Genomic DNA, 23,474 nt, shown 5'->3' with positions numbered 1-23,474 from the left:
TTCTTGTAACCTGCCATTGCAATCTTATCAAATTTAACGCCACCAGTATAAACACTTGTAATATAGACATTAATAAAAAGCGGCGCTGAATATTTTAATATATCATTTAACCATAACAAAATAAAATCAAGCGCGTATAAGGTTGAAATTTGTCACTAAGGTTTAGTGATAGCAATACCTAATATTACACACCATATGAATGAACTTAACACATCAGTTTTAGTAATCGATGACGAAGAAATGGTTCGCGACAATATTGAGGATATCCTCGTGCCGCGCAGCATTTCGCAGGAACAATACGGAATTGATAACGCAGTAAACATTTTGTTTGATACACCTGCTACGCTGCTTGCGCCCCGCACCCGCAATATCCCGGTTTTCACAGTCGATAAAGCATCCAATGGGATGGAAGGCATAGAAAAGGTACGCAAAGCTGCTGAGCAGGGCCGTCCTTATGCGGTTATTTTTTTAGATATGCGCATGCCGGGGATTAACGGACTGGAGACTGCCATCGAGATAAGAAAATATGATATTAAAGCGGAGATCATTTTTGTTACAGCTTACAGCGATTGTTCCATCGAAGAAATTGTTGAACAGGCCGGGCAAAACGTGGGTTACCATTGCAAGCCTTATGCATCTGAAGAGATCATTCAACTGGCGACCAAAGCGGTAACGGATTATAACAAATTGCGCAACCTTGAAAAACTGATCGAGTCTATCTCAAAGATCGGCTTAAATAACCACCAGCTAACGTCATTATTAAAAAACATATTGGAACAGCTTGCGGGATCATTGGAAACCGACATGGCGCTGCTGGGCAAACTGCATGATGGTTTTGTTTATGAAAAACTATTTTCAATCGGGGCATTTGAGGATAAGGTAAACCTTGAAGAACTTGTTTCACGCATAAAAAATATATCAATTGAAAGGGATGAGGTGATTCAACTGGAGGACCTTGTTTTAGCGCGGATGGATAACTATTCGGTTTTCGCGCTGCTAAAAAACCATGGAAAGCTTAAAACCGAAAAAATGTACATGCTGAAACTGTTTGTACAAAACGCGGCCCAGGCGATAAGAAATGCGGAATTAAACGAGAAGCTGGTACAAAAGGAAAAGCTTTCCGCCGTAGGCCAGGTTTTGGCAATGGTGATGCACGATCTCCGCTCGCCTATAAAAAACATTAAAGTAATTACCGGTTTAATGCGGGATGAGGGCGATACCAGTGAAATGGTAGATCTGATAGATCAATCGGCCGAACAGGCGGCAAAAATATTTGATGATTTCCTCGACTTTATTAAAGAAACTAAAATAACCAAGGTATCAGTAAACGTCAATAAAATTGTAAGTGAAGCGATACAACAGGCTGAAAGCAGGGCTGGTATTGAGCAGGTAACGATCAGCAAAAATATTCCCGACTCATTAGTGGTTCCGGGCGACGAAAGCAAGCTGCGGGGCACCATCATCAACCTGGTAAATAATGCGATTGATGTACTCCACGAAAAAAATGTACATAACGGTGCGATCACGATATCAGCGCATGCAGAAGGGAAAGAAGTGACATTGAAAATTACGGATAATGGCCCGGGGATCCCGCCCGAAATAAAGGATACACTGTTTGAACCTTTCGTTACCTGCCATAAAAAGAACGGAACAGGCTTAGGGCTGTCTATTGTAAAACAATTCATCATTGGCCATGGTGGCAAAATAGCTGTATATAACAACAATGGCGCTACATTTACGATAACATTGCCCCTGTAAAAACCAATCAGTCTTACCTTCTTATTTTCAAATATGAAATTTAGCAATACCCGGCCTGCCGCAATCGCAAATAATAAATCATTTTCAGCTGCCCGGACAGAATCCGGCAACCTTGAACGTTATAAAGCGTTGGTGCATGCATCAGACATTGGCGCCTGGGAGTATTTTCCGGATACGGAATCGCTGTGGTGCAATGATATTTATTTTTCGATGCTGGGGAGGGATATCAATGACTATGACTTTGCAAGCCCCAATAATTTAAAAGAAGTTTGGATTGACCTGCTGCACCCGGAAGATAAGGATGTTGCCACCAACCATTTTGCCGAATATTTAAAAAACCCTAAAGGCACACACGAAAGCTATTACCGGATGAAACACAGTAACGGGAGCTGGGTATGGATTTGGTCGAGAGGCAGAGTTTTTCAAAACGAAAAGTCGGGTTTTGGCGCCATAGGCACCCATGTGGATATCACGAGGCATAAAAAAGCCGAAGAAGCAATACAGCGCGAACGGATCTTATTAAGAACGTTGATTGACAATCTGCCGGATACCATCTATGTGAAGGACATCCAGGGAAGGAAAATTATTGCAAACCGCGCCGATGTTGAATGTATCGGCGTTTCGGCAGAAGAGGAGGTTTTGGGCAAAACCGACCTCGATCTGTTTGGCAATAATGATATAGGCATTCGCGGTTACGAAGATGATATGCGCATCATAAAAACAGGCGAAGCTATTATCAATAAAGAAGAATATTTTTTAGATAGCAGGGGTAAAAAGCGTTGGTTACTTACTTCAAAATTACCGGTTAAGGATGGGCGTGGGAAAATTATTCGCCTTTTAGGCATCGGGCACGATATTACCATGCGTAAACAATCCGACGAAGTATTAAAAAAACTCAACGAGGATCTTCGCCTGCAGTCGGAAGAATTGAGTAAACAAGCTGCCGATTTAAAAGCGCTTAACCTGCAGTTGGAAAAACAAAAAGAACAGGAACTTGAAAAGGCAATAGCCCAGGGGAAATTTGAGATCGCTTCAGAGTTTTTGCATGACATCGGCAATGCCATGGTTGGGCTCGGCTCGCACCTGAACCGCATCAACCGGGTTGTTGACCAAAATAACCTCAATAACCTTAAAAGCTTAACCGTATTCCTAAAAACCAACCAAACGGCCATCGCAGGTGCAATAGGTGCGCACAAAGCGGCAGCGTTGGTTTCGGTAACCGAAGGTTTTGAAGCAACGCAAACAAATAACGGCCTCGAAATACATACCTCGATAACCGAATTATTAAATATCATTACCCATATACAGGAAATTCTGAATATTCAAAGGCAACTTGTACGCGGTCATAAGGGGTTGCACGAACGAAAACCCGTGAACCTGGAAAATATATTATATGATTGCAAATCAATGCTTTTCGCCAGTATTGATAAAAAGGGTATCCGGTTCAGTATAAATATACAACCAGGCACATACACTATTAAAGGCGATCACACCAAACTGATGCAGGTGATATTAAATATCCTGAAAAACAGTATTGAGGCGATAAACATAGACGCGCCCGAGAAAATCATCACCATAAACATGCATACTGTTGACAACCTGCTGGAGTTAATTATTACAGATAATGGCCAGGGGTTTGACGCGCAGACAGCAAATTTATTTTTCGTACGCGGATTTACAACCAAAAAAAATGGCACCGGCCTTGGGCTATACAATATCCGAACTATTATTGAAAGCCACGCAGGCTCGTTCGCAATCAGCAGTAACGGGCCCGGCTGCGGCGCTGTATCAACCATCCGCTTTGCTTTATAATAAAAACCCAAACGCACAAAAACTCTTTAACCGGCGTTGATAGTAAAGAGGCTGTATCAAAAGTCTATGAACTAAAAGCAAACGAAATAAAATTTGGACTTAGTGTTCTTAGTGAATACTTTGTGCCCCTTGTGGTTTGTTTTTTTACCACAACGGACACGAAGAAAGAACACTATGGCTACAAAGACCTAACTGTTCAAAATATAATTTGGTTACCTTTTACATGGAGAGACTTTTGAGAAAGCCTCTTTATTTTATAAAAAGCAGGGATTATTTTTAAGCCATGCAAATTTTAAACGCATTTAAAATTTATATAAGGTTGTTACGTTTTTTAAACAGACTACGTTATATAAATTATAAGTTTGTTTCACTAATTTTCAAACATGAAAAATTCTACTAAAAATCTCAAAAGTATTTTAACTACGGTCCTGGCGTTGGGTTTACCGGTTTTATTTCTCGCATCGTGTTCAAAACCAGTAGTAAACGGCAATGTAAGCACACCTATTGCCGGTGTTGCATTTGTACAGGCCTCTCCTGATCAACCCGTATTGGATATTTTTTTCAACAATACAAAATACAATACTACCCCTATTTCCTACGGAAATACTTTCAGCTATGCTACGGTAAATGCAGGAAAAGTCCCTGTTGCACTGTATAATGATGCCACAGTAAAAGCCATAGTAACTGACACCCTGACGCTGCTCCAAAATGTGGCATATTCCTTATTTCTGACAAATACAGTAAGTCACCCGCAATTGTTTTTATTACCTGATACGCTATCAAAACCGGCAGGCTCTGATGCCGCCATACGTTTTATTGATTTAAGCCCCGATGCGCCGGCGGTAGATCTTGTTATAAAAAGTGGTTCCACACTGGCCTCCAACATGACATTTAAAGAGCATTCAACTTTTATACCTGTACAGGCCGATTTTTATACACTGGAGGTACATGCAGCAGGCACTTCAACCGTTCTGGCTACACTCAACAATCTTAAATTCCAAAGCGGCTTCCTTTACACTGTCTGGTTCCACGGCCTAAACGCCGGCACTACCAGTACTGATAAGCTGGCCGTTGACATTATTACGAATACTTATTTTATGTAAATACGGTTTTCAGGAATATTTTTACATTTTGTATATTTAAGAAAATGGAGGATGATTGAAATCATCCTCCATTTTCTTTTTGACAAATATTTTTTAAATAAGTAAATTATAAACCTTTCGCACCCGATTTTATCAGCTTCGCGGCAAATTTCACGTTATATAAACTTCAATTTTGCTAATTTAGTTCCCATTGGCTTTACACGACTAATTTCGATTGAATTATAATGAATACTAGAAATATATTTTTGATTATCGCCTTTTTCCTTTTGTGGGGGCGCGCAAATGCACAGTTTGAAGGCGCCAAAATCGATTCATGGCTTTCGGAAAATACCGCTGAAATGGGCGGAAGATCAATCCTCCTGGTTTGGCAAAACGGTCATATTGTTTACTCACATGCGGTAAACGACATGAACCGGCGACAAAAATTTATAGATAAAATGATAGCCCGGCGTCAGGGCAAAACTGCCGATCTGGATGACTTCACGCCAACTTCCAGAATTCCGGTTGCCAGCTGCAGTAAATGGTTTAGTGCAGCCCTGGTAATGACCTTTATTGATGAGGGCAAGCTAAAACTTAGCGACACGGTGGGCAAGTATCTCCCGGTGCTTAGCCGGCATGGCAAAGGAAATATTACTGTAAGCGAATGCCTTTCGCACCTAACCGCTATAAAAGCGCCTGATTTAAAGGAAAGCCTTAAAGATATGAAACAGGTGAGCAGCATGGACGAAGCCATTGAACAAATAGCCGCGATGCCTATGGAGGGCAAGCCGGGCAAAGTATTCCGCTACAGCAATGTTGGGCTGCAAATAGCCGGGGCTGTTTTGGAAAAAATAAGCGGAAAAAGTTTTGAAACCTTATTTGCTGAGCGAATTGCCCAACCGCTGCAAATGAAAAATACCGATTTCGGCAACGGAAAGGTGGCGTTGCCTGCCGGTGGCGCTTACAGTACTCCCGAAGATTACCTGGATTTTTTGGTGATGATCCTCAATAAAGGCGTCTTTAATAACAAAAGAATTTTAAGCGAAACCAGCGTTGCACAAATGCAGTTGAACCGCTGTACGCCCAATGTAAAGATCGCCTATGCGCCCGCAGAGGCCGGTACATTTGGCTATGGTTATGGCGAATGGGTGATGGACGAAAAAACCGTTACCAGCCCCGGTTTATTTGGCAGCTTTCCCTGGGTAAATAACGATAAAAAGTACGCCGCCTTTATGATGACGTATTATATAAAAAGTGCCGGGCGGCACGAAAGGTATACGGAATTAAAAAGTTTGGTGGATGAGGCCTCAACACGATAAAACACCTCCACCCTTTTCTTAATCTACATCAAGCAGCCTAACGGGGTATAGATGTTATCTTTGCATTGAAAAGGAAAAATAACAATGCAAAAGCAAATTGAAAAAATATATAGCCGGCCGCTTCGGCCAGGTATGGTTGGCGATGGTTTCAGGGTCTTTAATTATTTCCCTAACAATGGTTTGAGCCAGCAAAGGGTAAGCCCGTTTTTGATGATGGATTTTAACGCTGAATTTGATTTCGGCCCATCAGACCATTTACGTGGCGTGGATGTGCACCCGCATAAAGGGTTCGAAACAGTAACCATCGCCTACAAAGGCAGTGTTGCGCATCACGACAGTACGGGAAACAGCGGAGTGATCAATCCGGGCGATGTGCAGTGGATGACTGCAGGTTCAGGGATCCTGCACAAGGAATACCATGAAAAAGAATTCTCCAAAACTGGCGGGCCTTTTGAAATGGTACAGCTTTGGGTAAACCTTCCGGCTAAACATAAATTAACCGGCCCAAAATACCAGGCCATTACTGCCGACCAGATGGGAAAAGTTATACTTGACGACGATGGTGGCGTAGTTAACGTGATCGCCGGTTCATTTAACCAGCACCAAGGCCCGGCCACCACTTTTACACCTGTTAATATGTTTGATATCCGAATTAACAAAGGTAAATCGCTTGCTGTTAACATACCAGCCGATCATAATACGGTATTATTGGTGGTAAGCGGCGCTATTTCCGTCAATGGCGAAAAAGCAGGGTTACATGATCTTGTATTGTTTAAAAATACGGGCGAAGAAATTGCCATCAGCGCTGATGAAGAAGGCGTATTGCTGTTACTAAGTGGCGAGCCCATTAATGAGCCCATTGCACAGTACGGCCCCTTTGTAATGAATACCCATCGCGAATTGCAGGAAGCGTTTGAGGAATTTCAATCAGGTAAATTCGGGGTGCTTGAATAAAATTTAAAATTCAGTAAAAAGAAAAGCGGCTAAACGGCCGCTCTTCTTTTGTTAGGGTTACCGGGCTAAATTGATCAACCCCAGCCATCACTCCAACCGCCATTTAATGAGGCGTTTTTATTTTCCTTCAACAAAGCATCGTATTTTGCCGACTGGCTTGCTGTTAAAACAGATTTTATTTTTTTGATGGTTGCCTTACGCAACGGGCCTACGTCAACCAGCATTTTATTGGTATTACCGTTGTCAGCTGCTTTTATTTTATCAAATTGCTGGGCCGACTCTTTATAGATGCCTGCAATTTTTGACGTTTGATCATCTGTCAATTTTAATTCCTTTTGCAATCCTTTGGCTTTCTGAACCGGGTCAGACGGTGGCCCGCTCCTGGGTTGAGAAAAACCTGCTGTGGTTAATCCAACAAACAGGCAGCAAATTAAAAATAGTTTTTTCATCGTTTTAATGAATTAATTGGTGTTTATAGTTTAAAGGTAATAAATTGTTTATATAATTAAAAGAGCGATAGTTGGTTTGTGGTTGATTTTTAAACAAACCCTGTTGTTTTATTTTACAGTTAATGCTGAAGCCACCGGCATACACAAAGGGCCGTTCAGTTTTCTTTTGTAAGCCATTTTGGCCAGGTTAATCACTTCAGGTTTGCCAATTCCTTCCGTGATGTGCAAAAACTGGTTTGGGGCGATATTTTTAAAATGCTGAACTGCGTTACATCCGGCCCACCTGATTTCAATCTCGTCAATCAAGCCGGCCTGTCCTATCCCGATCTCCTGCCGCAATGGCGAAGATCCGAAACTTCCGCCTGAGTTAACATCTTTGTAAACACTCCGTTTATGACCGTTCTCGGTGAAAGTAACCTTTATACGACTTCCTATCGCAGCCCTGTTTGCCTTCACCCCCTGCAGTTTTAAACTTATCCAGTTATTGTTACTCTGCCCCGGGTTCATGTATAGCGAACTGGTGTACGAATCCCCTTTATAGGCCCCACCCATTTCTATAAAAATATCCTGGATCCCGCTGTTCCTGATATCGGCAAAAGCCACACCATGTCCTTTTTGAAGGTTTCCCGTCCGTGAAGATGTGGTAACGTCCGCAAATTTCTCTCCACCCAAATTTTTAAACATTTTATTGGGTACCAACGATTTAAAATCGGGATTACCAGTACCAAAATACATATCCGGCCAGCCGTCATTGTCAATATCGCCAAAATTGCCGCCCATGCTGTAAACTACTTTGTCGAGCCCAACGTTTTTGGTAACGTCGGTAAAAGTACCATCTTGGTTATTTTTATATAAAAACACATTGCCCGCCTGGGGCACAGGCTTCCCTGCTGCAGCCGCTCCGGCATAGTAGGCCAAACTCTTGTTAAACCCATAACCGCTTACTAAAACATCCGGCCAGCCATCATTATTATAATCGTAAAACCAGGTGGTAAAAGTACTCATGGTGTTATTTGCAATTTCCGACTGGTCGCTCACATCTTCAAAGTCAGGTATTATTCCGGGCTTTCCTTTATTTTTCAAAAGATATTTTTTTCCGTTCATGGTTGATAAAAATAAATCCGGCCAGCCGTCATTATTAAAATCAGCAGAGGTTGCACCTTTAACAAATGCTGTAAAATTGCAATGTGCCTGCTCAGCAACATCAGTAAATGTCCCGTCCTGGTTATTAATATACAGCGAGCAGGTATGTATACCACCGGCGTCTATCGTTCCTGAATCTTCTGCGCCAACAAATACGTCCAGCCAGCCGTCATTGTTAAAATCTGCCCAAACAGCGGCCTGGGTGGGTTTATAAAAAAGCAGGCCACTTGGGATGGTAACGTCAGTAAACGTGCCGTCGCCATTGTTTCGCAGTAACGAACTGGGCTGATTGCCAAAACCCTGTGTATTCCATGCGCCCCGTAAAACAAAAATATCAAGGTTGCCATCATTGTTATAATCCGTCTGCTGGATATTTAAGCCGCCGGTTATCCCTTTTAAACCGCTGTGTTCAGTAAGGTCGCTAAAAGTACCATCTTTATTGTTCTGGAAATAATGCAAAGGGTCGGTAAGGTCCCAGCCTGATGTTACAATGTCCAGGTAGCCGTCATTATTAAAATCATCAACAATAACACCCCCTGCTCTTCCATTTACATTCAGGCCAAGGTCGGCAGCTATATCTGTAAAAGGTTTTACGTTATAAGCAGTATCCGCGTCTAACCCGGGAAGCAAAAACGCCCGGGGTACTTTTTTAGGGTATCCGCCCAGCGTCATAAAGGCGATATTAAGCAACCATTTTGATTCATAGTCATCCGGGTGATTTTTTAAGATCTCTTCATATACCTCAATCGCCCTGGTTGATCCGGTCTTTTGTACATGGATGCCGCCGTCTTTTATCGGGAAGATGCATGAAGATCCGTTATGGTTAAGCATGCAATTGTTTCTTTCCCCTAATCGCATATACGCTATGGCAATATCGGGCATCATATGGTCAACAGACATGACATCAATATTTTTAACAACCTCTTCATATGTTTTTACCGATTCTTCCTCCTGCCCGGTTTTTAGCGCGAGCGATGCTTTTAAAGCCAGCAGGTAGCTATTGTTATTATTACCCGGTATTTGAAGCAGGGAATCAATACGTGCCTTTTTCACTTCGGGATTGAAGGGATTTTGGACACTCAGATTTTTTTTTGTAAGTGCTTTTAGCAAGTCGACCATTTGTTGATGGGAAGATTCGTGGTAATAATTGATAACCGAAAACCCCAACAACAAGACTGCAAAGCCCGACAGTAAAAAAAGACCTATCTGAATTTTTCTATTTTTAAACATTTTATTTTCATATTAATTTACCGGCGCGCAGCAAACCTGTTTCCGGCTTATTACTGCGGCGCTATATTTTATTATTAAATAATTTCTATCTGCATGGTGTATTTGCCGGAAAGTATATGAAGCGCCAACTGCGGTGCCACTAGGAACCCACTGCTTTCAAATCCGTCACGATATTTGAATAAAGTGATGAGCCTGTAAGGCAAGCCTGGTTCATTCCGGATAAACCATCATAAAATTTGTTCAGGAAAATATTGTCTTTACGTCAGGAGGCCTACCAGGGCCGATCATAGTTAAATAGAGTATATCGGCTTGCTTATAGAAAATACCCGCCTGGATCATGAAAATGGGGATTGAAAACTTGTAATGTACACATTGATGACTATAAGTTGCCAAATTTATTTTACCAAAAGGCACATGACCTTTTTTTGGCACCGGTATGTCGGGAATTTGTGTAGCATTGATAACGTTTTTATCACATAAACGGGTAGTTGCGTAGTTGGGGATACAAACCAGGTAAATGGCCGTCCTTGTCATTCTAATTTTTATATAATTATAGGCTGTATTGCCAAACTGGATGCGGCCGTTTAAATTCTGATAGGTTTTCCAGTCGCTGATGCCGGGCATATTTGCCGGGATCCTGATTTCGGTGAGGTCATCAATATTGTAGCGATTTTGACTGATCTGTTCATTAAATAACTTGTCAGACTGGTACACCAAATATTCATGAAATAGTAATTGCCCCCCTATATTATAGAAGTGGATTAAAAGCAGTGCTATGGCAATTAATTTTTTCACTTTATAATTGTTGGCTTAAAGCACAACGTTATATTTCGAAACAGGGCGAACACGGTGAAACGGTCCGCCCCTTAATATTTATAATTTGTTTTACTAATATTTGCCGTAACCAACATGTGCCATTCTTTCACCCATTTCGGCATAGGCTTCGTTAGGCCCGGGCGCCCAGGTGCCCAGTCCGTCAACATAGCGGTTATACATGCAAAAGGCAGCAGCTATTAAAACGGTATCATGCAATTCAATATCTGTTGCACCCAAAGCGCGGGCTGCTGCAATATCATCCTCAGTAACATTTTTACCATTGCGCTGCACCTGGTGTGCAATGTGCAGCAAAGCCCTCAGTTTATCGGAAACCGGAGTAGTGGGCAAGCCGGCTTTAATATCGTCTATCAGGCCTATACCGCTTTTTAAGTGCGCGGCAGCAGCTGCGGCATGCGAGGTATGGCAAAAATGGCAGCCATTCCAGTATGAAACTGAGGCTGCTATAATTTCCCTTTCGCCACTGGTCAAACTCGATTCTCCTCTTAATAAGGTCTCCGCAAGGTCAAGCAATGGCCGCGCGGTTTCGGGCCGGTAGTTTAACAGGCCTACTATGCCTGGTAATTCTTCGTTCAATAATTTGATATGTGCCATATTGGTTGATTTAGTTTATTGGTTTGATTATTTGTTGTAATGTTGATACGTTGTAAAGTTGCAATGTTAAAATTCAGTTAAGCAATGACTAATGACTAATGATTAATTACCACCTTAAACGGAAGCGTTAAATAGCCCTCGCGGGCGCGCTGTTCTCCCATTTTATCATACAGTGCCGGGTCATCGGGCTGCCAGGTTGCAAGGCCGTCAACATAGCGGTTATACATGCAAAAGGCTGCGGCTATTAAAACTGCGTCATGGATCTCTATATCGGTAGCCCCCTCGCTCCGGGCCAGTTCAATATCCTGCGGAAGCACGTTTTTCCCGCCGGACTGTACTTTGGCGGCAATTTTTAACAATGCTTTCATTTTATTGCTGATGGGCGCTGTTTCCGGGTCTGCCAATACTTGTTGTACAATTCCGGCATTATTACCCAACTGGTGCTGCGCGATGGCGCCATGTATGTTGCAGCAATATTTGCAGGTATTTAAACGCGATACATAGGTGGCTATCAGCTCCCGCTCGCCTGCGCTTAATGTTGGGTGCGGGTTATGCAGCATCGCCTGCACCAACGCATTCAATGGGGCAGCAGTTTCCGGCCTGAACATAAACAGGCTCCTGATGCCCGGAAATTCCTGTGGTAAGTTAATATGTGGCATATTTGTTAGTTATTGAGTTAGATTAAGTTTATTGGGTTGATTAGTTTACCGGGTTGAATTAACTATTCACTTAATCAACCTGATAAACTCAATCAACCATCATTTATATACACTCGACTGGTAACCCTCCAAAGCACGTTGAGGCGCCCTGTTTACATAAAACTCCCTGTCTTGCGGCGCCCATGTACCCAAACCGTCAACGTACCTGTTAAACATACAAAACGAGGCGGCTATCAAAACCGTATCATGGATCTCCTTATCTGTTGCGCCATTCATTTTTGCTTCTTCAATCTGCGCTTCCGTTACATATTTTCCGCCCTTTTGAACACTGCCTGCAATGCTGAGCAATGCTTTCATTTTGCCGGACAGGTCTGCTGAGTTAAAATCATGCTTAATGCCATCAATCTGCTGGATGTCGCAGTTAAGGTAATGCCCCGCCATTGCACCATGTACGTTTTGACAAAAGAAACAATCGTTCAGATAGGACACATAGGTACCTATCAATTCACGTTCGCCGCGGCTTAAGGTATTATCGTCGTTCCGCAACAGCGTTTCCGCTAAAGCGTTTAAAACTTCAGCTATTTGGGGGCTGTAGGCCATCAGGCCCCGTATGTCGGGTAAGTCATTATTTAGTTCGATATGCGCCATCATTGTTAGTTTTAGTTTATTCTGCAGGTTGAACCGGCTGTATGTTTTTAACAAATACAACAACCAGCAGGCCCATTAAAAAAACAAATGAAAAAATAAACAGGGAATTGCCGTAGCCGCCTAAAACATCTACCAATACCCCCGCAAATAAAACGGCTAAAGCAGTAAGCAGGCGGCCTGTGTTAAAACAAAAACCTGTTGCAGACGCCCTTATTACTGCCGGAAACAGCGCCGGAATATAAAGCGACAAAATGCCCTGGCTAGCCCCGAAAAACAATGCTAAAACGGCTATCTCAGCGTAAATTACCGGTGAGAAAGAGCTGTTAGTCTTAAACAAAATAAAGGACAAAGCGAAGCATACCACAAAACTGGCAATCAACGACGTTCTCAAACCCACCAGTTTTACTACCCAACCCGAAAGGAAGCCCCCGATAAGCCCGCCCATACCCAAAAACATAATGCTTAAATCACCTTCCTTATGGGCATCTGTGCTCATAAGGCTCTGTATCCAGGTTGGAAGCCACGAAAATATAGCCCATAAGCCAATGAGCATCGTCCCGAATATGACGGAACCCACTATCAATATCCTGAGGTTGGAAGCTCCGAACAAATGAGGAGCGTGCTTTTTATCCATCTGCTCTTCCGATTTATCCTTTAACCATAGTCCCGATTCATCTATCATCCAGTAACCTGCTATAGCAAACAATACCGGCAAAACTCCTACCAGGAAGCCTTGCCGCCACGACGCAACAATATAATTGAGTAAGCCCGTCGAAAAAATACCTATAGGTATTGCAATTGATAATATACCGGTAAAAACCGCCTTGCTTTTTTCAGGCCAAACCTCGCTTATTAATGTAAAAGATATGACGAGCAGGCCTCCGGCGCCAAAACCGCTAAAAAACCGGCATATCATCACTTCGCCCCAACTTTGTGAAAAGGCGGTCAGCATCGTAAATATGCCGTAACTGCCTATTGATAACAACAAGGCGGCTTTTCTGCCTGTTTTGTCGCTGATCAATCCCCATAAAAATCCGCCGGTCGCCCAGCCAAAAATGAACAGTGAATTGATATAGGCGCTGATACTATTCAGTTGGGCACTGCTTTGGTTGCCCTGGAATTCCCTTACCACTACGTGCAGGTAAACCGCCATTAGGGTGGAAACCGACCCGGCAAACATGTTGCCGGCGAAGCAAACGATAAATAATAAAATCAACCGAACTGATTTTACCGATTGTTGCGCCACAGGAGTAGCTATTAGTTCTGTCTGCATTGTTTTAATGTTTTTTTAAATGATCATAGCCCTGCGGCAAACGGTAGTAACCATGATTAACCAGCCTGTCGGCCAACACAGTGAAATAGCCGTTATCTTCTGGCATAGCAGTTGCCATACCGTCAACATAACGGTTGTACAGGCAAAACAAACCGGCTATCAATACCGTATCATGTATTTCAATGTCTGTTGCGCCTTCGGCTTTTGCTTTCTCAATATGCGCGGTTGTTACCAGTTTACCGTCTTCTCTCACTTTATCGGCAATAGTTAAAAGTGCTTTCATTTTTTCGCTCACCGGCGCTGTTAAAATATCAGCTTTCACTTGCTTTGATGTTTCGTGCTCTCCTAAAAGCATGTCCACCGTAGCGGCATGGGCCGCCGAACAAAATTTGCATTGGTTACCGTTGGATACTACGGTGGCGATCAATTCCCGTTCGCCACGCGTAAGGCTTGATGGCCCGCGAAGTAAGATCTCGGTAAGTTCCCTGATAGGTTGCGCCGTGTCGCGGCGATATTCCAGCAAACCGGTTATCCCCGGCAGATGGGATTCCAATGGTATATAAGGCATAATGAATATGTGAAAATTTGATAGTAACCGAAAGTGATAAACATCAGTTGCTCAATTGGCTGGTTGTGTTGATTTGCCGGAATTAAGGCCAAATGACCAGTCGACAGAAAACCAACAAATTAAAGCTTTTAAAAGCAGCAATTTTGATACGCCCTTCGGGATGAATTAGAATAGAGAAAAATTAACAGGATAGCCGTGGCGGCTGATCCGGAATGGATAAATGATGGAATATTACCCTTTGTACATGCTGAACACGTAGTGTTTGCCTTGTTTTTGAAAAAGCAACAAAAGCAAATTGCGTAAAGGCAAAGCTAAATTTATCTGACAGTGTTGTTTTGGTATACGGCACATGTTCCTTTTTGGGTACCGGAACGCTTTTTGCCTGTTTGGCATCAATAACATTCTGATTGGCCAGGCGGGTAGTTTGATAATCAGGGATGCACATCAGGTATAGAGCAGTCCTGGTTATCTTCATTTTTACATAGTTATAGCTATTGTTTTCAAACTTTATCTGTCCGCTTATATTTTCATATCCCTTCCAATCAGTTATACCGGGCATGTTTACGGGCAGTTTAACTTCGGTGAGGTCACTCACATTGTAAAGCCCTTTTGCTGTTTGTTCGGTAAAGAACCGGTCGGATAAAATTGAAAAATAATGGTGCAAAGCCAGCTGACCACCTACGTTGAACAGGTAGATAAAAAGCAGGAAAGCAGCGATTAATTTTTTCAATGTCTTTGTGTACAAGATTGATCCACTAAATATAGTGCATTATAAAACAACTTTCAAAAATTATTTTTTCCTGTGAAGTAAATTTCCGGTATTGTTTTTCTTTAAGCTATTTTTATTAATCCGGCTTATTGCATTTTCAACTTAGTAAATAAAATGTACTTTTAATATTTATTAATATTTTCACAATCAACCCATTTGCGCTTAAAATACTATATCCTGTTAATTATACTGCCACTCTTTTGCGGCAGGCTTTGGGCGCAGGTTAACAAGGCAAAACAGCTTTACTACCACGTCAGCGAAAAAGATGGCCTGGCTGATAATATGGTCAACTGTTTTTTTCAGGATAGCCAGGGGATCATGTGGATGGGGACACAAAATGGCCTTAACCGGTTTGATGGCTCCGAACTAAAAACCTGGCGCCCGGGCGACCAGCCCTCAAACGACCAGCTTTTAAGCGGCCAGGTAAATGCTATTACCGAGGATGCGATGCACAGGATATGGATGGCTACCTCAAACGGCCTTTCCGTTATAGACCCGGGTACTGAAAAAATACATTCGTGGCAATATGATGGGGACAACAGGATGCGTAGCCTTGCTGTTGACGGTGTTAAACTATGGATAGCCACCGGCGACGGATTGCTCCTGTTTGATACCCGGCAAAAAACATTCAGGCATTTTTTAAATGAAACCGCAGGCAAATCCACTAACACCAGCCGCTTGAACAATGAATGCAATGCATTACTTTTAGATTCGAAAAAAAGGCTTTGGCTGGCCACCGTGAATGGCCTCTGGCTGTTTGACACCACAAAACTCACCTACGGGCAATACGATGGCCCTAAAAACGACCCTCAATATGATGGGATGGTGAATACCATATTTGAAGACCATGATGGTAAAATATGGACAGGCTGCTGGAGCGGCGGTTTAAAACAGGTAATTCCTGAAAACCGCACCGTCATCAACTTTAGTGGTTTGGCTGGAATACCTGCACATATTATGAGTATTGTTGAACAGCGTGATGAAAACAAACAATACCATTTATGGCTAAGCGAATACCTGACCGAGTTTAACCAAAAAGATTTAAAAACTGAGCAGCATGATCTGAAACCGATTCCTGAAGCGGCCTCCCTAGAACCGCGATGCGTTTATGTGTCGCGGGATAACCTATTATGGATCTCAACGGTAAAGGGCGTTTTTATACTTGATCCTAAACGGCAGATCTTTAAACATTATTTTATTGCGGGGCAAAATAGTATTACCAACCAAAACCCGGCACTTTTGGAGCAAAACGGGCGCCTTTGGATGGGCGGAGATACTAAATTACAACTGGAAGTATTCGACGATAAGTTTCACCTGCTAAAAAATTACACCCGGGCCATACAAAATACTACCGGTTTTAACGAACCGGGTATTGCTATAATGAATATTACACCATACCGGCAAAACATTCTGCTGCTTGCAACAACCTCGGGCATCTTAAAACTGGATACCAAAACTGATAGAATAACGGCACTATGCAAAACAGTTGGAGATAGCACTAAAAAAATATCCGGGTTTATTAACAATGTGCTCAGCACCAGGTATGGTTTGTGGTGTTTTCCATGGCGCCGGGGGATTTGGCGTTTTGATAGCACCGCTAATAAATTCAAACCTTTGATTGAAACATTGCCCGATGCTTACGGAAAGCCAAAGGGGGTAAATGTGGAGGATGCTGTAAGCGATAGCAGGGGAAATATATGGCTGACCGATCTGGATTATGGCGTCGTAAAATATGATGCATCAACTAAAAAATTCCAACGCATTGTAAACAAAGATATCACGCCTTACTCCCGCGCAGTTAATATCATCTATATAAAAAACAACCTTTGGTTGATTGACAACGACGCCGTGGTAGCCATTAATGCGCTAACCGGCAAAACCAACAGCTGGCCCCTGCCGGCCGGGATGAATAAACATGTATATTATTATACGGATGACCGGAATGGCAATATCTGGATAGCCAGCCGTACCGGCTTAGTAGTATTTAATACGGCCAATCATAGTTTCAACCAATACACCGAAGAAGACGGCCTGATCAATAATGATATGGACGGCACGATAAAAAAAGCATCAGGCGGGTTAATGGTTTATGCCGGCGAAAACTATATTACCAGCTTTAAGCCTACTGAACTGCTAAGAACCCCTGCTAAAAAGAAGTTATTGCTTACCGGAATAATTGCTGATGATACAAGTTTAAATGTGAGCAGCCTGAAAAATATAATAGTACCGGCAGGCATCGAAAAAGTCACCTTTAAATGGGCATTGCTTAATTATACCAACCCCCTGCAAAACAGGTATTACAATAAACTTGAAAAAATTGACAAAGAGTGGAACTACACCGGCAATAAAGGCCATATTGAATATAATCACCTGCCGCCGGGCCATTATATTTTCAGGTATAAAGCTGTTACAGCAGATGGCCTGGCCGGCGATGAAAAATCAGTAGCCTTTACCATAGCGCCAAAGTTTTACCAAACGGTTTGGTTTATCTGTTTACTGATCTTCCTGTTAGTCCTGTCGCTATTATTAATCATCCGTAGTGTGCGGCTGCGGGAGCAAAAAAAATCAGCCTTGCAATTACAGCTTTCCGCACTGGAAATGAAAGCCCTCCGCGCACAAATGAACCCGCATTTTATCTTTAACGCGCTTAATTCCATCCAGGAGTGCATCATCACCAAAAATACCGATACGGCGTACGCCTATCTTTCAAATTTTTCAAAACTGGTGAGGATGATACTTGAAAATTCAGAAAAACAATTTATAACACTGGCTGATGAGATCGAGACCCTCAGGTTATATCTTTCGATCGAAAAATTACGTTTCGACAGCTCGTTTGAATACAGGATAGATATCGGCCCTAAACTGGACACTTCATTTGTTAATATTCCGGCAATGATCATCCAGCCATTTGTTGAAAATGCCCTTTGGCACGGCCTGATCCGTAAAAAAGGCGAAAAAAAACTTACCTTATGTTTCGATCAGAAAAATGGTAATTTGGAATGCATCATAACAGACAATGGGGTTGGCCGAAACCTGGCGGCCGAAGTCAATACAAACACACAAATAAAAAAACATTCCATGGGGGTAAAAATTACAGAGGAAAGGCTGCAGTTATTGGAAAAAGAAGCAAGCATTACCATTAATGATTTAAAAGACGCGAATGGAGACGCCTGCGGAACTGAGGTAATTATAATTATTCCATTAGAATTTTAATACTGATGAAAGCCATTATTGTTGATGACGAGCCAAAGGGCAGAAACATCCTGCTGCAATTATTAACGCAGCATTTTCCGCAAATAAAAGTAGTGGCAACGGCCGCCGATGCCGACGAAGGCATCAGGCGTATTGATGCATGGAAGCCTGACGTAGTGTTTTTAGATGTTGAAATGCCCGGCAAAAACGGCTTCGATATGTTAAAGGAACTTGGTAACATTGATTTTAAGATCATTTTTGTTTCGGCCCATAATCATTACGCGCTCAATGCAATTAAGCTATCCGCCATTGATTTTTTATTAAAACCCATAGACCTGGATGACCTTGGTAAAGCCATACAGCGTTTAAATAGCCTGCCTGTACATTCTGTTCAGCAAGTACCACACTTACTGCAACAGTTACAACAATCTAAAAACAGGTTTGATAAAATAGCCATAGCATCAGCTACTGCTATCGAATTTGTGAACATCAATGACATTGTCTACTGCAAGGCCGACAATGCCTATACCGAGGTTTATTTAAATAATACCGTTATTACTTCCACCAAAAACCTTAAGGATTTCGATGATCTTTTATCACCCCATTTCTTTTTCAGGGTGCATCATTCATACCTTATCAATATGAACCATATCAAAAAATACATAAAGGGCGAAGGCGGCAGCGTGATTATGCGCAATGATGTTGAAATAGAAGTGAGCCGCAGGCGCAAAAGTGCATTCCTCGAACTGCTTTCGTCAATATAACCACCACTTATTAAGCCATAAACGCCAGTTACTAAAGGAGCTGCAAATCACACGGGGTATTTTTCACTTTTATGCTACAAAAAATCATAAAAATGAAAAAGCTGATGATCCTTATTGCCTTAAGCGCTGTTACCGGCATAGGTTATGCACAGGTAATTGACAAACCCAAAGATGTTGCGGCAGATGACGCAGCAAGCCGGGTAAACAGCAATGAAAACAGTACAATTGATAATGGATTGGGTAAAGCTGAAGGCGCCATAAAAGGACTTTTCAAAAAAAAGAAAAAACCAGCTGACTCCAGTTCCACTGTTAAAAGAAGTGAACCCGGCATTAACAACAGCGCCCCTGCTGCAACAGGCGCTTCATTTGCGGCCTATAATAACTACGATTTTGTACCGGGTGATCAAATTGTTTTTTATGACGATTTTGCCGACGACCAGAACGGCGAGTTCCCGGCACATTGGAACCTGGGAAGCGGGCAGGCAGTAATGAATACCATTGGCACCGTAAAAGCCATTTTATTAACCGACGGAAATTATGCACATGTAAGCCCGCTGATCAAGTCGCCCTCCTATTTAAGCGATGCTTTTACTATCGAGTTTGATAGTTACTCAACCGGCGGGTATCAGCCTCATCTATACTTTTATGGTTCAAATGCCAGCGCAACTGCTGCCAGCGGGGTATTGGGCGAATTGGCCATAGGCGACCACAATGGCTGGGGCGGCATTGAATATAAAGGCGAAACCATTGACCTGCAGGGTAATTTTCCGGCTGACATAACCGGAGAAAAATATCTGAATAAATGGCACCACATTGCCATTGCCTATAAAAAGAACCAGATAAAGGTTTATGTTGATCAGTATCGTGTATTGGTAGTACCTAATGTAGGGATAGCACCACATGCCATTGACATTGAAGGCATAGGCGATGCTAAAGCCCCTATTGTTATTGCAAACTTTCGCATTGCTAATGGCGGCGGGATGAATATGTTGGGTAAAAAATTTACCGATGCCAGGATCATCACCCATGGGATCAACTTTGATGTGGATAAAGCTACCATTAAACCCGAAAGCATGGGTACGCTTAATATGATCGCCGGCGTATTGCGGGATAACCCGGACGTAAAATTTGAAATTGACGGGCATACAGACAATACCGGTACCCCACAGCATAACCTTATGTTATCCAAACAACGGGCAGACGCCGTAATGAACCGGCTGATCACGATGGGTGTTGATGCATCGCGCCTTTCGTCAAAAGGTTTTGGCGACAGCAAACCTATCGGCGATAACATGACTATTGAAGGTAAAGCCAATAACCGCAGGGTGGAATTTGTAAAACAATAATTTTAAAAACGATGGTAAGTTCCATTGCAACGACTTCCTTTTTTGGGTATGGTGAACGAAAACTAAACACCGGCTCAGTAAAAACGCATATCAGCAAAAAATGAAAAAAATCTTATTGGTTTGTTTAATTGTTAACGGCATACTGTTTACCGCAAGCGGGCAGGAGCGGCCATTGAGGCAGGATGAAATTGCCTGGTTCAATAACCTTTACCCCGTATTATACAACGTTGTACCCCACGAATACCTTGATTGGAAAGCTGTTGGCGATGGTAAAGATTTTGATGTGATCAAATATTTTTGCCCCGTTGAATATGCCGACAATAGCTGCCGCGGGAAATGCCCGGTTTCATTAGGCAAAGGCGATCCCTATTCGCTGAATTATAAAATAGAATTCAGCATGCCGTCTGAGCAGAGCGATGGCCTCGCAGGTTCCGCCTATAAAACAATTACTGATTTTAACAATGCCACCCAAATTGCTGCGGCGCTTAAAAGCACAGCGAAGTCAAAACTATCAATCCAGGTAATGGTCAATATCTCCTCAGGCGAGTCAGGTGCGTTTCTGTTGAGCTATTGTTCCAAAAACCCGCCTGAAAAAATCACTCTACCCGTGCCCACTACCCTTGCATTAATAGGTACACATTCTGATGGATGCCCTTTTATGTCAGACGGCCGGCCGGACATGTCTCCGGGTGATGCTTATTATGATAATGCCATCATATTCCTGGGCAAACCTGTTGCGGGCCAAACAGCTGATGACAGGCACGACGGGCAAGTACGAACACGATATGCTATCGCCTTTGATAAATCAAAAATCGGTGTACCCGTTACCCAGAATATTGTGGTACAGATAAAAGGCGATGCCGCTGATATTAACGCGGTAATAAAATTGATTGACTGGAAGAAACTATACTACCTCATCGGAAAATAAATTAGTTAGGGTTGATGCTGCAACGGCCGGGGCAACCCGGCCTTGCAGTTGATATTAATGTCTGCGCGCAAACACTTATTAGCCAGAAGCCAATTTTGGCAAGCGTAGCACTTATTTTAAGTTTTACCCCCCCAATCGCGATAATTTTCTCTATCTTCAGGTTTTTAAACAGATTATTGATGAAACCTGATTACCTTTTTTGGGTCGCTGTGGCGGCTTACGCATTCCATATATTAGAAGAATATAGCTATGACTGGAAGACCTGGTCGCAAAAAATCATGAAACTTGATGTGGACTGGACTACATTTTACGTGATGAATACAGCAGTTTTGTTTTTAGGCCTTTCGTGTGCCGAAGTTGGCTGGGCACACCCAACTTTTAGCCTTATTTTCCCGGCTGCGATGCTGGTAAATGCCATCATTTTTCATATTATTCCATATGTCCGTGCCAAAAGGAAATTTTCCCCGGGTATGTTCACGGCCATATTCCTGTTTTTACCCATCGGGTTGGGCAGCTATAAGGTAGCTATGGACATGGGTGTACTTACAAAAGCGCTGGTGATCTCCGGTGTTTGCGGAGCGCTGGTAATGGCTTTTCCTTACTTCCTGCTCAAAACAAAAAACCTCGATTTTTTTAAGCCTTAAGGCCCCTGCACAAATAATAATAGCTTTTTTTATATAACCCTGCATTCCTGTATTAACCAGCTTAATACCAGGAATGCAGGGTTTATTATTGTGCCCAAAATCTCCCTGTAACGCCGCTGCGCAACAAATACCCCATTTATAGCGTACAAGGATACGATAACTGAAACCGCTTTGCCAAATTTTCAAAAAAACGAAAAGCGGCTAATAATTTAAACTGTTTTTATTACAATTTAAGATGCTTAAATACACTGCCTTGATTTGCCTTTTATTGATTCTGAATAGCTTTAAAGGCGGTAATATCCGACCAGGGTTGAAGGGGCCCGACACAGACACCTCAAAGGTTGCCATTACCATTTCTCCGGTAAGGCCATTGATAGAAAAAGATATCTATGGTTATTACATGAATTTTGATATCACTATAAAAAATCAAACCACACATACCATTGAGTTAAGTTCGGTAGAGGCCTCTGTAATGGATAAAACAGGCAAACTGGTACTAAGAAAATTCATGAACAGCAACGGGAAGGCGCCCGGGATAGACCTGCTGGTTTATACCACCATTAAACCTGGCGAAACGGTTAACGTTTTTAACCCATTTCATACTTTTCCGCCCGATTTGACGATAGCATCTGTTAAATATGGCTTCTTTTTTAATTATGCTGATACGCAGCAGCAAATTGACATGAATAAGAAAAGGCTGCCCGTTGATTTTGATGCTGCGGTAATAAAAGTAATAACCCCGCAGGTATACATTGCCAAAAACGACTACTTTTTGCCATTAAAGGGCAAAATAATTGTTTGGGACGGTCATGATTTTTATTCCCGTAACCGCAGGTCAACTGATATTGCCGATGCTAAAGTAAAAGAAATAACCTCCAACTCCAGCCGTTATGCCTACGACCTGATGAATGTGGATGGTAACGGGTCGATGTATGGCGGTTCGCCTTATAAAAAAGAAAACTGGTACAGCTTCGGAAAACCTGTTTATGTTCCTTTAGATGGGAAGATCATCGCCATACAAAACAGCGTTCCCGATAATGAATATGATGGCAAAACCATTAAATCACCCAAATCAGCATCCGCTATTGATCCCGAGGGCATGGGCAACTATGTAATTATTCAACACGCCAACGGCGAGTACAGCATGCTTTTGCACCTGGAAGCCGGCAGCCTGAAGGTAAGGCCCGGGCAAATGGTTAAGGAAGGTGATGAACTTGGTTCGGTTGGTTTTTCGGGCCGGTCAATGTATCCGCACCTGCACTATTCGGTAACCAACGGCTCAAAGGAGCTGGCTTCGGAAGGGCTGCCAAACTATTTCAATAACTACAAACTTTACCGCGGAAACGTCACCGTAAACATCAAAAGAAGCCGAATTGATAGCGGCGATATTGTTGAATCGGAGAGGTAGTTGTTTAGTTGATTAAGTTAGATTAGGTTGATTGGGCTAAAAACTAATCAACTTAATTTTATTTCCTCTAACTCATCCAACTTAATCAACTTATTCAACC

20 protein-coding genes are annotated in these 23,474 nt (G+C 42.5%); 11 read left to right on the top strand and 9 right to left on the bottom strand.

Translation table 11 applies throughout. The features are described 5' to 3' along the window. The first annotated feature begins 195 nt into the window (after positions 1-195). The 5 genes from MgSA37_RS04130 to MgSA37_RS04110 all read left to right on the top strand — a co-directional run bounded on the left by MgSA37_RS04130 (position 196) and on the right by MgSA37_RS04110 (position 6,925). Positions 196-1,758, top strand: coding sequence for an ATP-binding protein (locus tag MgSA37_RS04130; RefSeq protein WP_096349984.1), 1,563 nt, complete (start codon positions 196-198; stop codon positions 1,756-1,758). A gap of 33 nt (positions 1,759-1,791) precedes the next feature. After that, positions 1,792-3,570, top strand: coding sequence for a PAS domain-containing protein (locus tag MgSA37_RS04125; protein ID WP_096349983.1), 1,779 nt, complete (start codon positions 1,792-1,794; stop codon positions 3,568-3,570). 383 nt (positions 3,571-3,953) lie between these two features. Continuing rightward, positions 3,954-4,673 (top strand): DUF4397 domain-containing protein, encoded by a 720-nt coding sequence (locus tag MgSA37_RS04120; RefSeq protein WP_096349982.1) that lies wholly within the window; start codon positions 3,954-3,956, stop codon positions 4,671-4,673. A gap of 224 nt (positions 4,674-4,897) precedes the next feature. After that, positions 4,898-5,971, top strand: coding sequence for a serine hydrolase domain-containing protein (locus MgSA37_RS04115; RefSeq protein WP_096349981.1), 1,074 nt, complete (start codon positions 4,898-4,900; stop codon positions 5,969-5,971). 84 nt (positions 5,972-6,055) lie between these two features. Continuing rightward, positions 6,056-6,925, top strand: coding sequence for a pirin family protein (locus MgSA37_RS04110; RefSeq protein WP_096349980.1), 870 nt, complete (start codon positions 6,056-6,058; stop codon positions 6,923-6,925). 74 nt (positions 6,926-6,999) lie between these two features. On the opposite strand, the gene MgSA37_RS04105 is transcribed toward MgSA37_RS04110, so the two are convergent. The 9 genes from MgSA37_RS04105 to MgSA37_RS04065 form a co-directional block, all read right to left on the bottom strand. Continuing rightward, complete coding sequence (locus MgSA37_RS04105; RefSeq protein WP_096349979.1) at positions 7,000-7,374, bottom strand: hypothetical protein; 375 nt, start codon at positions 7,372-7,374, stop codon at positions 7,000-7,002. A 108-nt stretch (positions 7,375-7,482) separates the two neighbouring features. Continuing rightward, on the bottom strand, positions 7,483-9,747 hold the full coding sequence (locus MgSA37_RS04100) for a CRTAC1 family protein (protein ID WP_096349978.1): 2,265 nt from the start codon (positions 9,745-9,747) through the stop codon (positions 7,483-7,485). A 240-nt stretch (positions 9,748-9,987) separates the two neighbouring features. After that, positions 9,988-10,542 carry a hypothetical protein gene (locus MgSA37_RS04095; protein WP_096349977.1) on the bottom strand — a complete coding sequence of 185 codons (555 nt, stop codon included), beginning with the start codon at positions 10,540-10,542 and terminating at the stop codon, positions 9,988-9,990. A 93-nt stretch (positions 10,543-10,635) separates the two neighbouring features. Then, on the bottom strand, positions 10,636-11,175 hold the full coding sequence (locus MgSA37_RS04090; protein ID WP_096349976.1) for a carboxymuconolactone decarboxylase family protein: 540 nt from the start codon (positions 11,173-11,175) through the stop codon (positions 10,636-10,638). 95 nt (positions 11,176-11,270) lie between these two features. After that, positions 11,271-11,834 (bottom strand): carboxymuconolactone decarboxylase family protein, encoded by a 564-nt coding sequence (locus tag MgSA37_RS04085; RefSeq protein WP_096349975.1) that lies wholly within the window; start codon positions 11,832-11,834, stop codon positions 11,271-11,273. 99 nt (positions 11,835-11,933) lie between these two features. After that, complete coding sequence (locus MgSA37_RS04080; RefSeq protein WP_232010778.1) at positions 11,934-12,485, bottom strand: carboxymuconolactone decarboxylase family protein; 552 nt, start codon at positions 12,483-12,485, stop codon at positions 11,934-11,936. A gap of 13 nt (positions 12,486-12,498) precedes the next feature. Next, positions 12,499-13,755, bottom strand: coding sequence for an MFS transporter (locus MgSA37_RS04075; protein ID WP_096349974.1), 1,257 nt, complete (start codon positions 13,753-13,755; stop codon positions 12,499-12,501). A gap of 4 nt (positions 13,756-13,759) precedes the next feature. Beyond that, on the bottom strand, positions 13,760-14,323 hold the full coding sequence (locus tag MgSA37_RS04070; protein WP_096349973.1) for a carboxymuconolactone decarboxylase family protein: 564 nt from the start codon (positions 14,321-14,323) through the stop codon (positions 13,760-13,762). Positions 14,324-14,504: 181 nt separating this feature from the next. After that, a complete protein-coding gene (locus MgSA37_RS04065; RefSeq protein ID WP_096349972.1) occupies positions 14,505-15,053 on the bottom strand; it encodes a hypothetical protein in 549 nt (182 codons plus the stop codon). A 195-nt stretch (positions 15,054-15,248) separates the two neighbouring features. Here MgSA37_RS04065 and MgSA37_RS04060 point away from each other — a divergent pair, with 195 nt between their 5' ends. The 6 genes from MgSA37_RS04060 to MgSA37_RS04035 all read left to right on the top strand — a co-directional run bounded on the left by MgSA37_RS04060 (position 15,249) and on the right by MgSA37_RS04035 (position 23,374). Then, on the top strand, positions 15,249-18,305 hold the full coding sequence (locus MgSA37_RS04060) for a sensor histidine kinase (RefSeq protein ID WP_096349971.1): 3,057 nt from the start codon (positions 15,249-15,251) through the stop codon (positions 18,303-18,305). 5 nt (positions 18,306-18,310) lie between these two features. Beyond that, positions 18,311-19,048 carry a LytR/AlgR family response regulator transcription factor gene (locus MgSA37_RS04055; RefSeq protein WP_096349970.1) on the top strand — a complete coding sequence of 246 codons (738 nt, stop codon included), beginning with the start codon at positions 18,311-18,313 and terminating at the stop codon, positions 19,046-19,048. A gap of 92 nt (positions 19,049-19,140) precedes the next feature. Beyond that, positions 19,141-20,394, top strand: coding sequence for an OmpA family protein (locus tag MgSA37_RS04050; protein WP_157750416.1), 1,254 nt, complete (start codon positions 19,141-19,143; stop codon positions 20,392-20,394). 100 nt (positions 20,395-20,494) lie between these two features. After that, positions 20,495-21,322: a hypothetical protein gene (locus tag MgSA37_RS04045; RefSeq protein ID WP_096349968.1), complete on the top strand. Its 828-nt coding sequence runs from the start codon at positions 20,495-20,497 to the stop codon at positions 21,320-21,322. 179 nt (positions 21,323-21,501) lie between these two features. Further along, entirely contained in the window at positions 21,502-21,966 is a 465-nt protein-coding gene (locus MgSA37_RS04040; RefSeq protein WP_157750415.1) for an HXXEE domain-containing protein, read from the top strand. 235 nt (positions 21,967-22,201) lie between these two features. Continuing rightward, positions 22,202-23,374 carry a M23 family metallopeptidase gene (locus MgSA37_RS04035; protein ID WP_096349966.1) on the top strand — a complete coding sequence of 391 codons (1,173 nt, stop codon included), beginning with the start codon at positions 22,202-22,204 and terminating at the stop codon, positions 23,372-23,374. Positions 23,375-23,474 lie beyond the last annotated feature (100 nt).

It is taken from the genome of Mucilaginibacter gotjawali (assembly GCF_002355435.1).
GTDB lineage: Bacteria > Bacteroidota > Bacteroidia > Sphingobacteriales > Sphingobacteriaceae > Mucilaginibacter > Mucilaginibacter gotjawali.
Note: the sequence above shows the minus strand (reverse complement) of the source record. Positions and strands in the feature narration are given on the sequence as shown.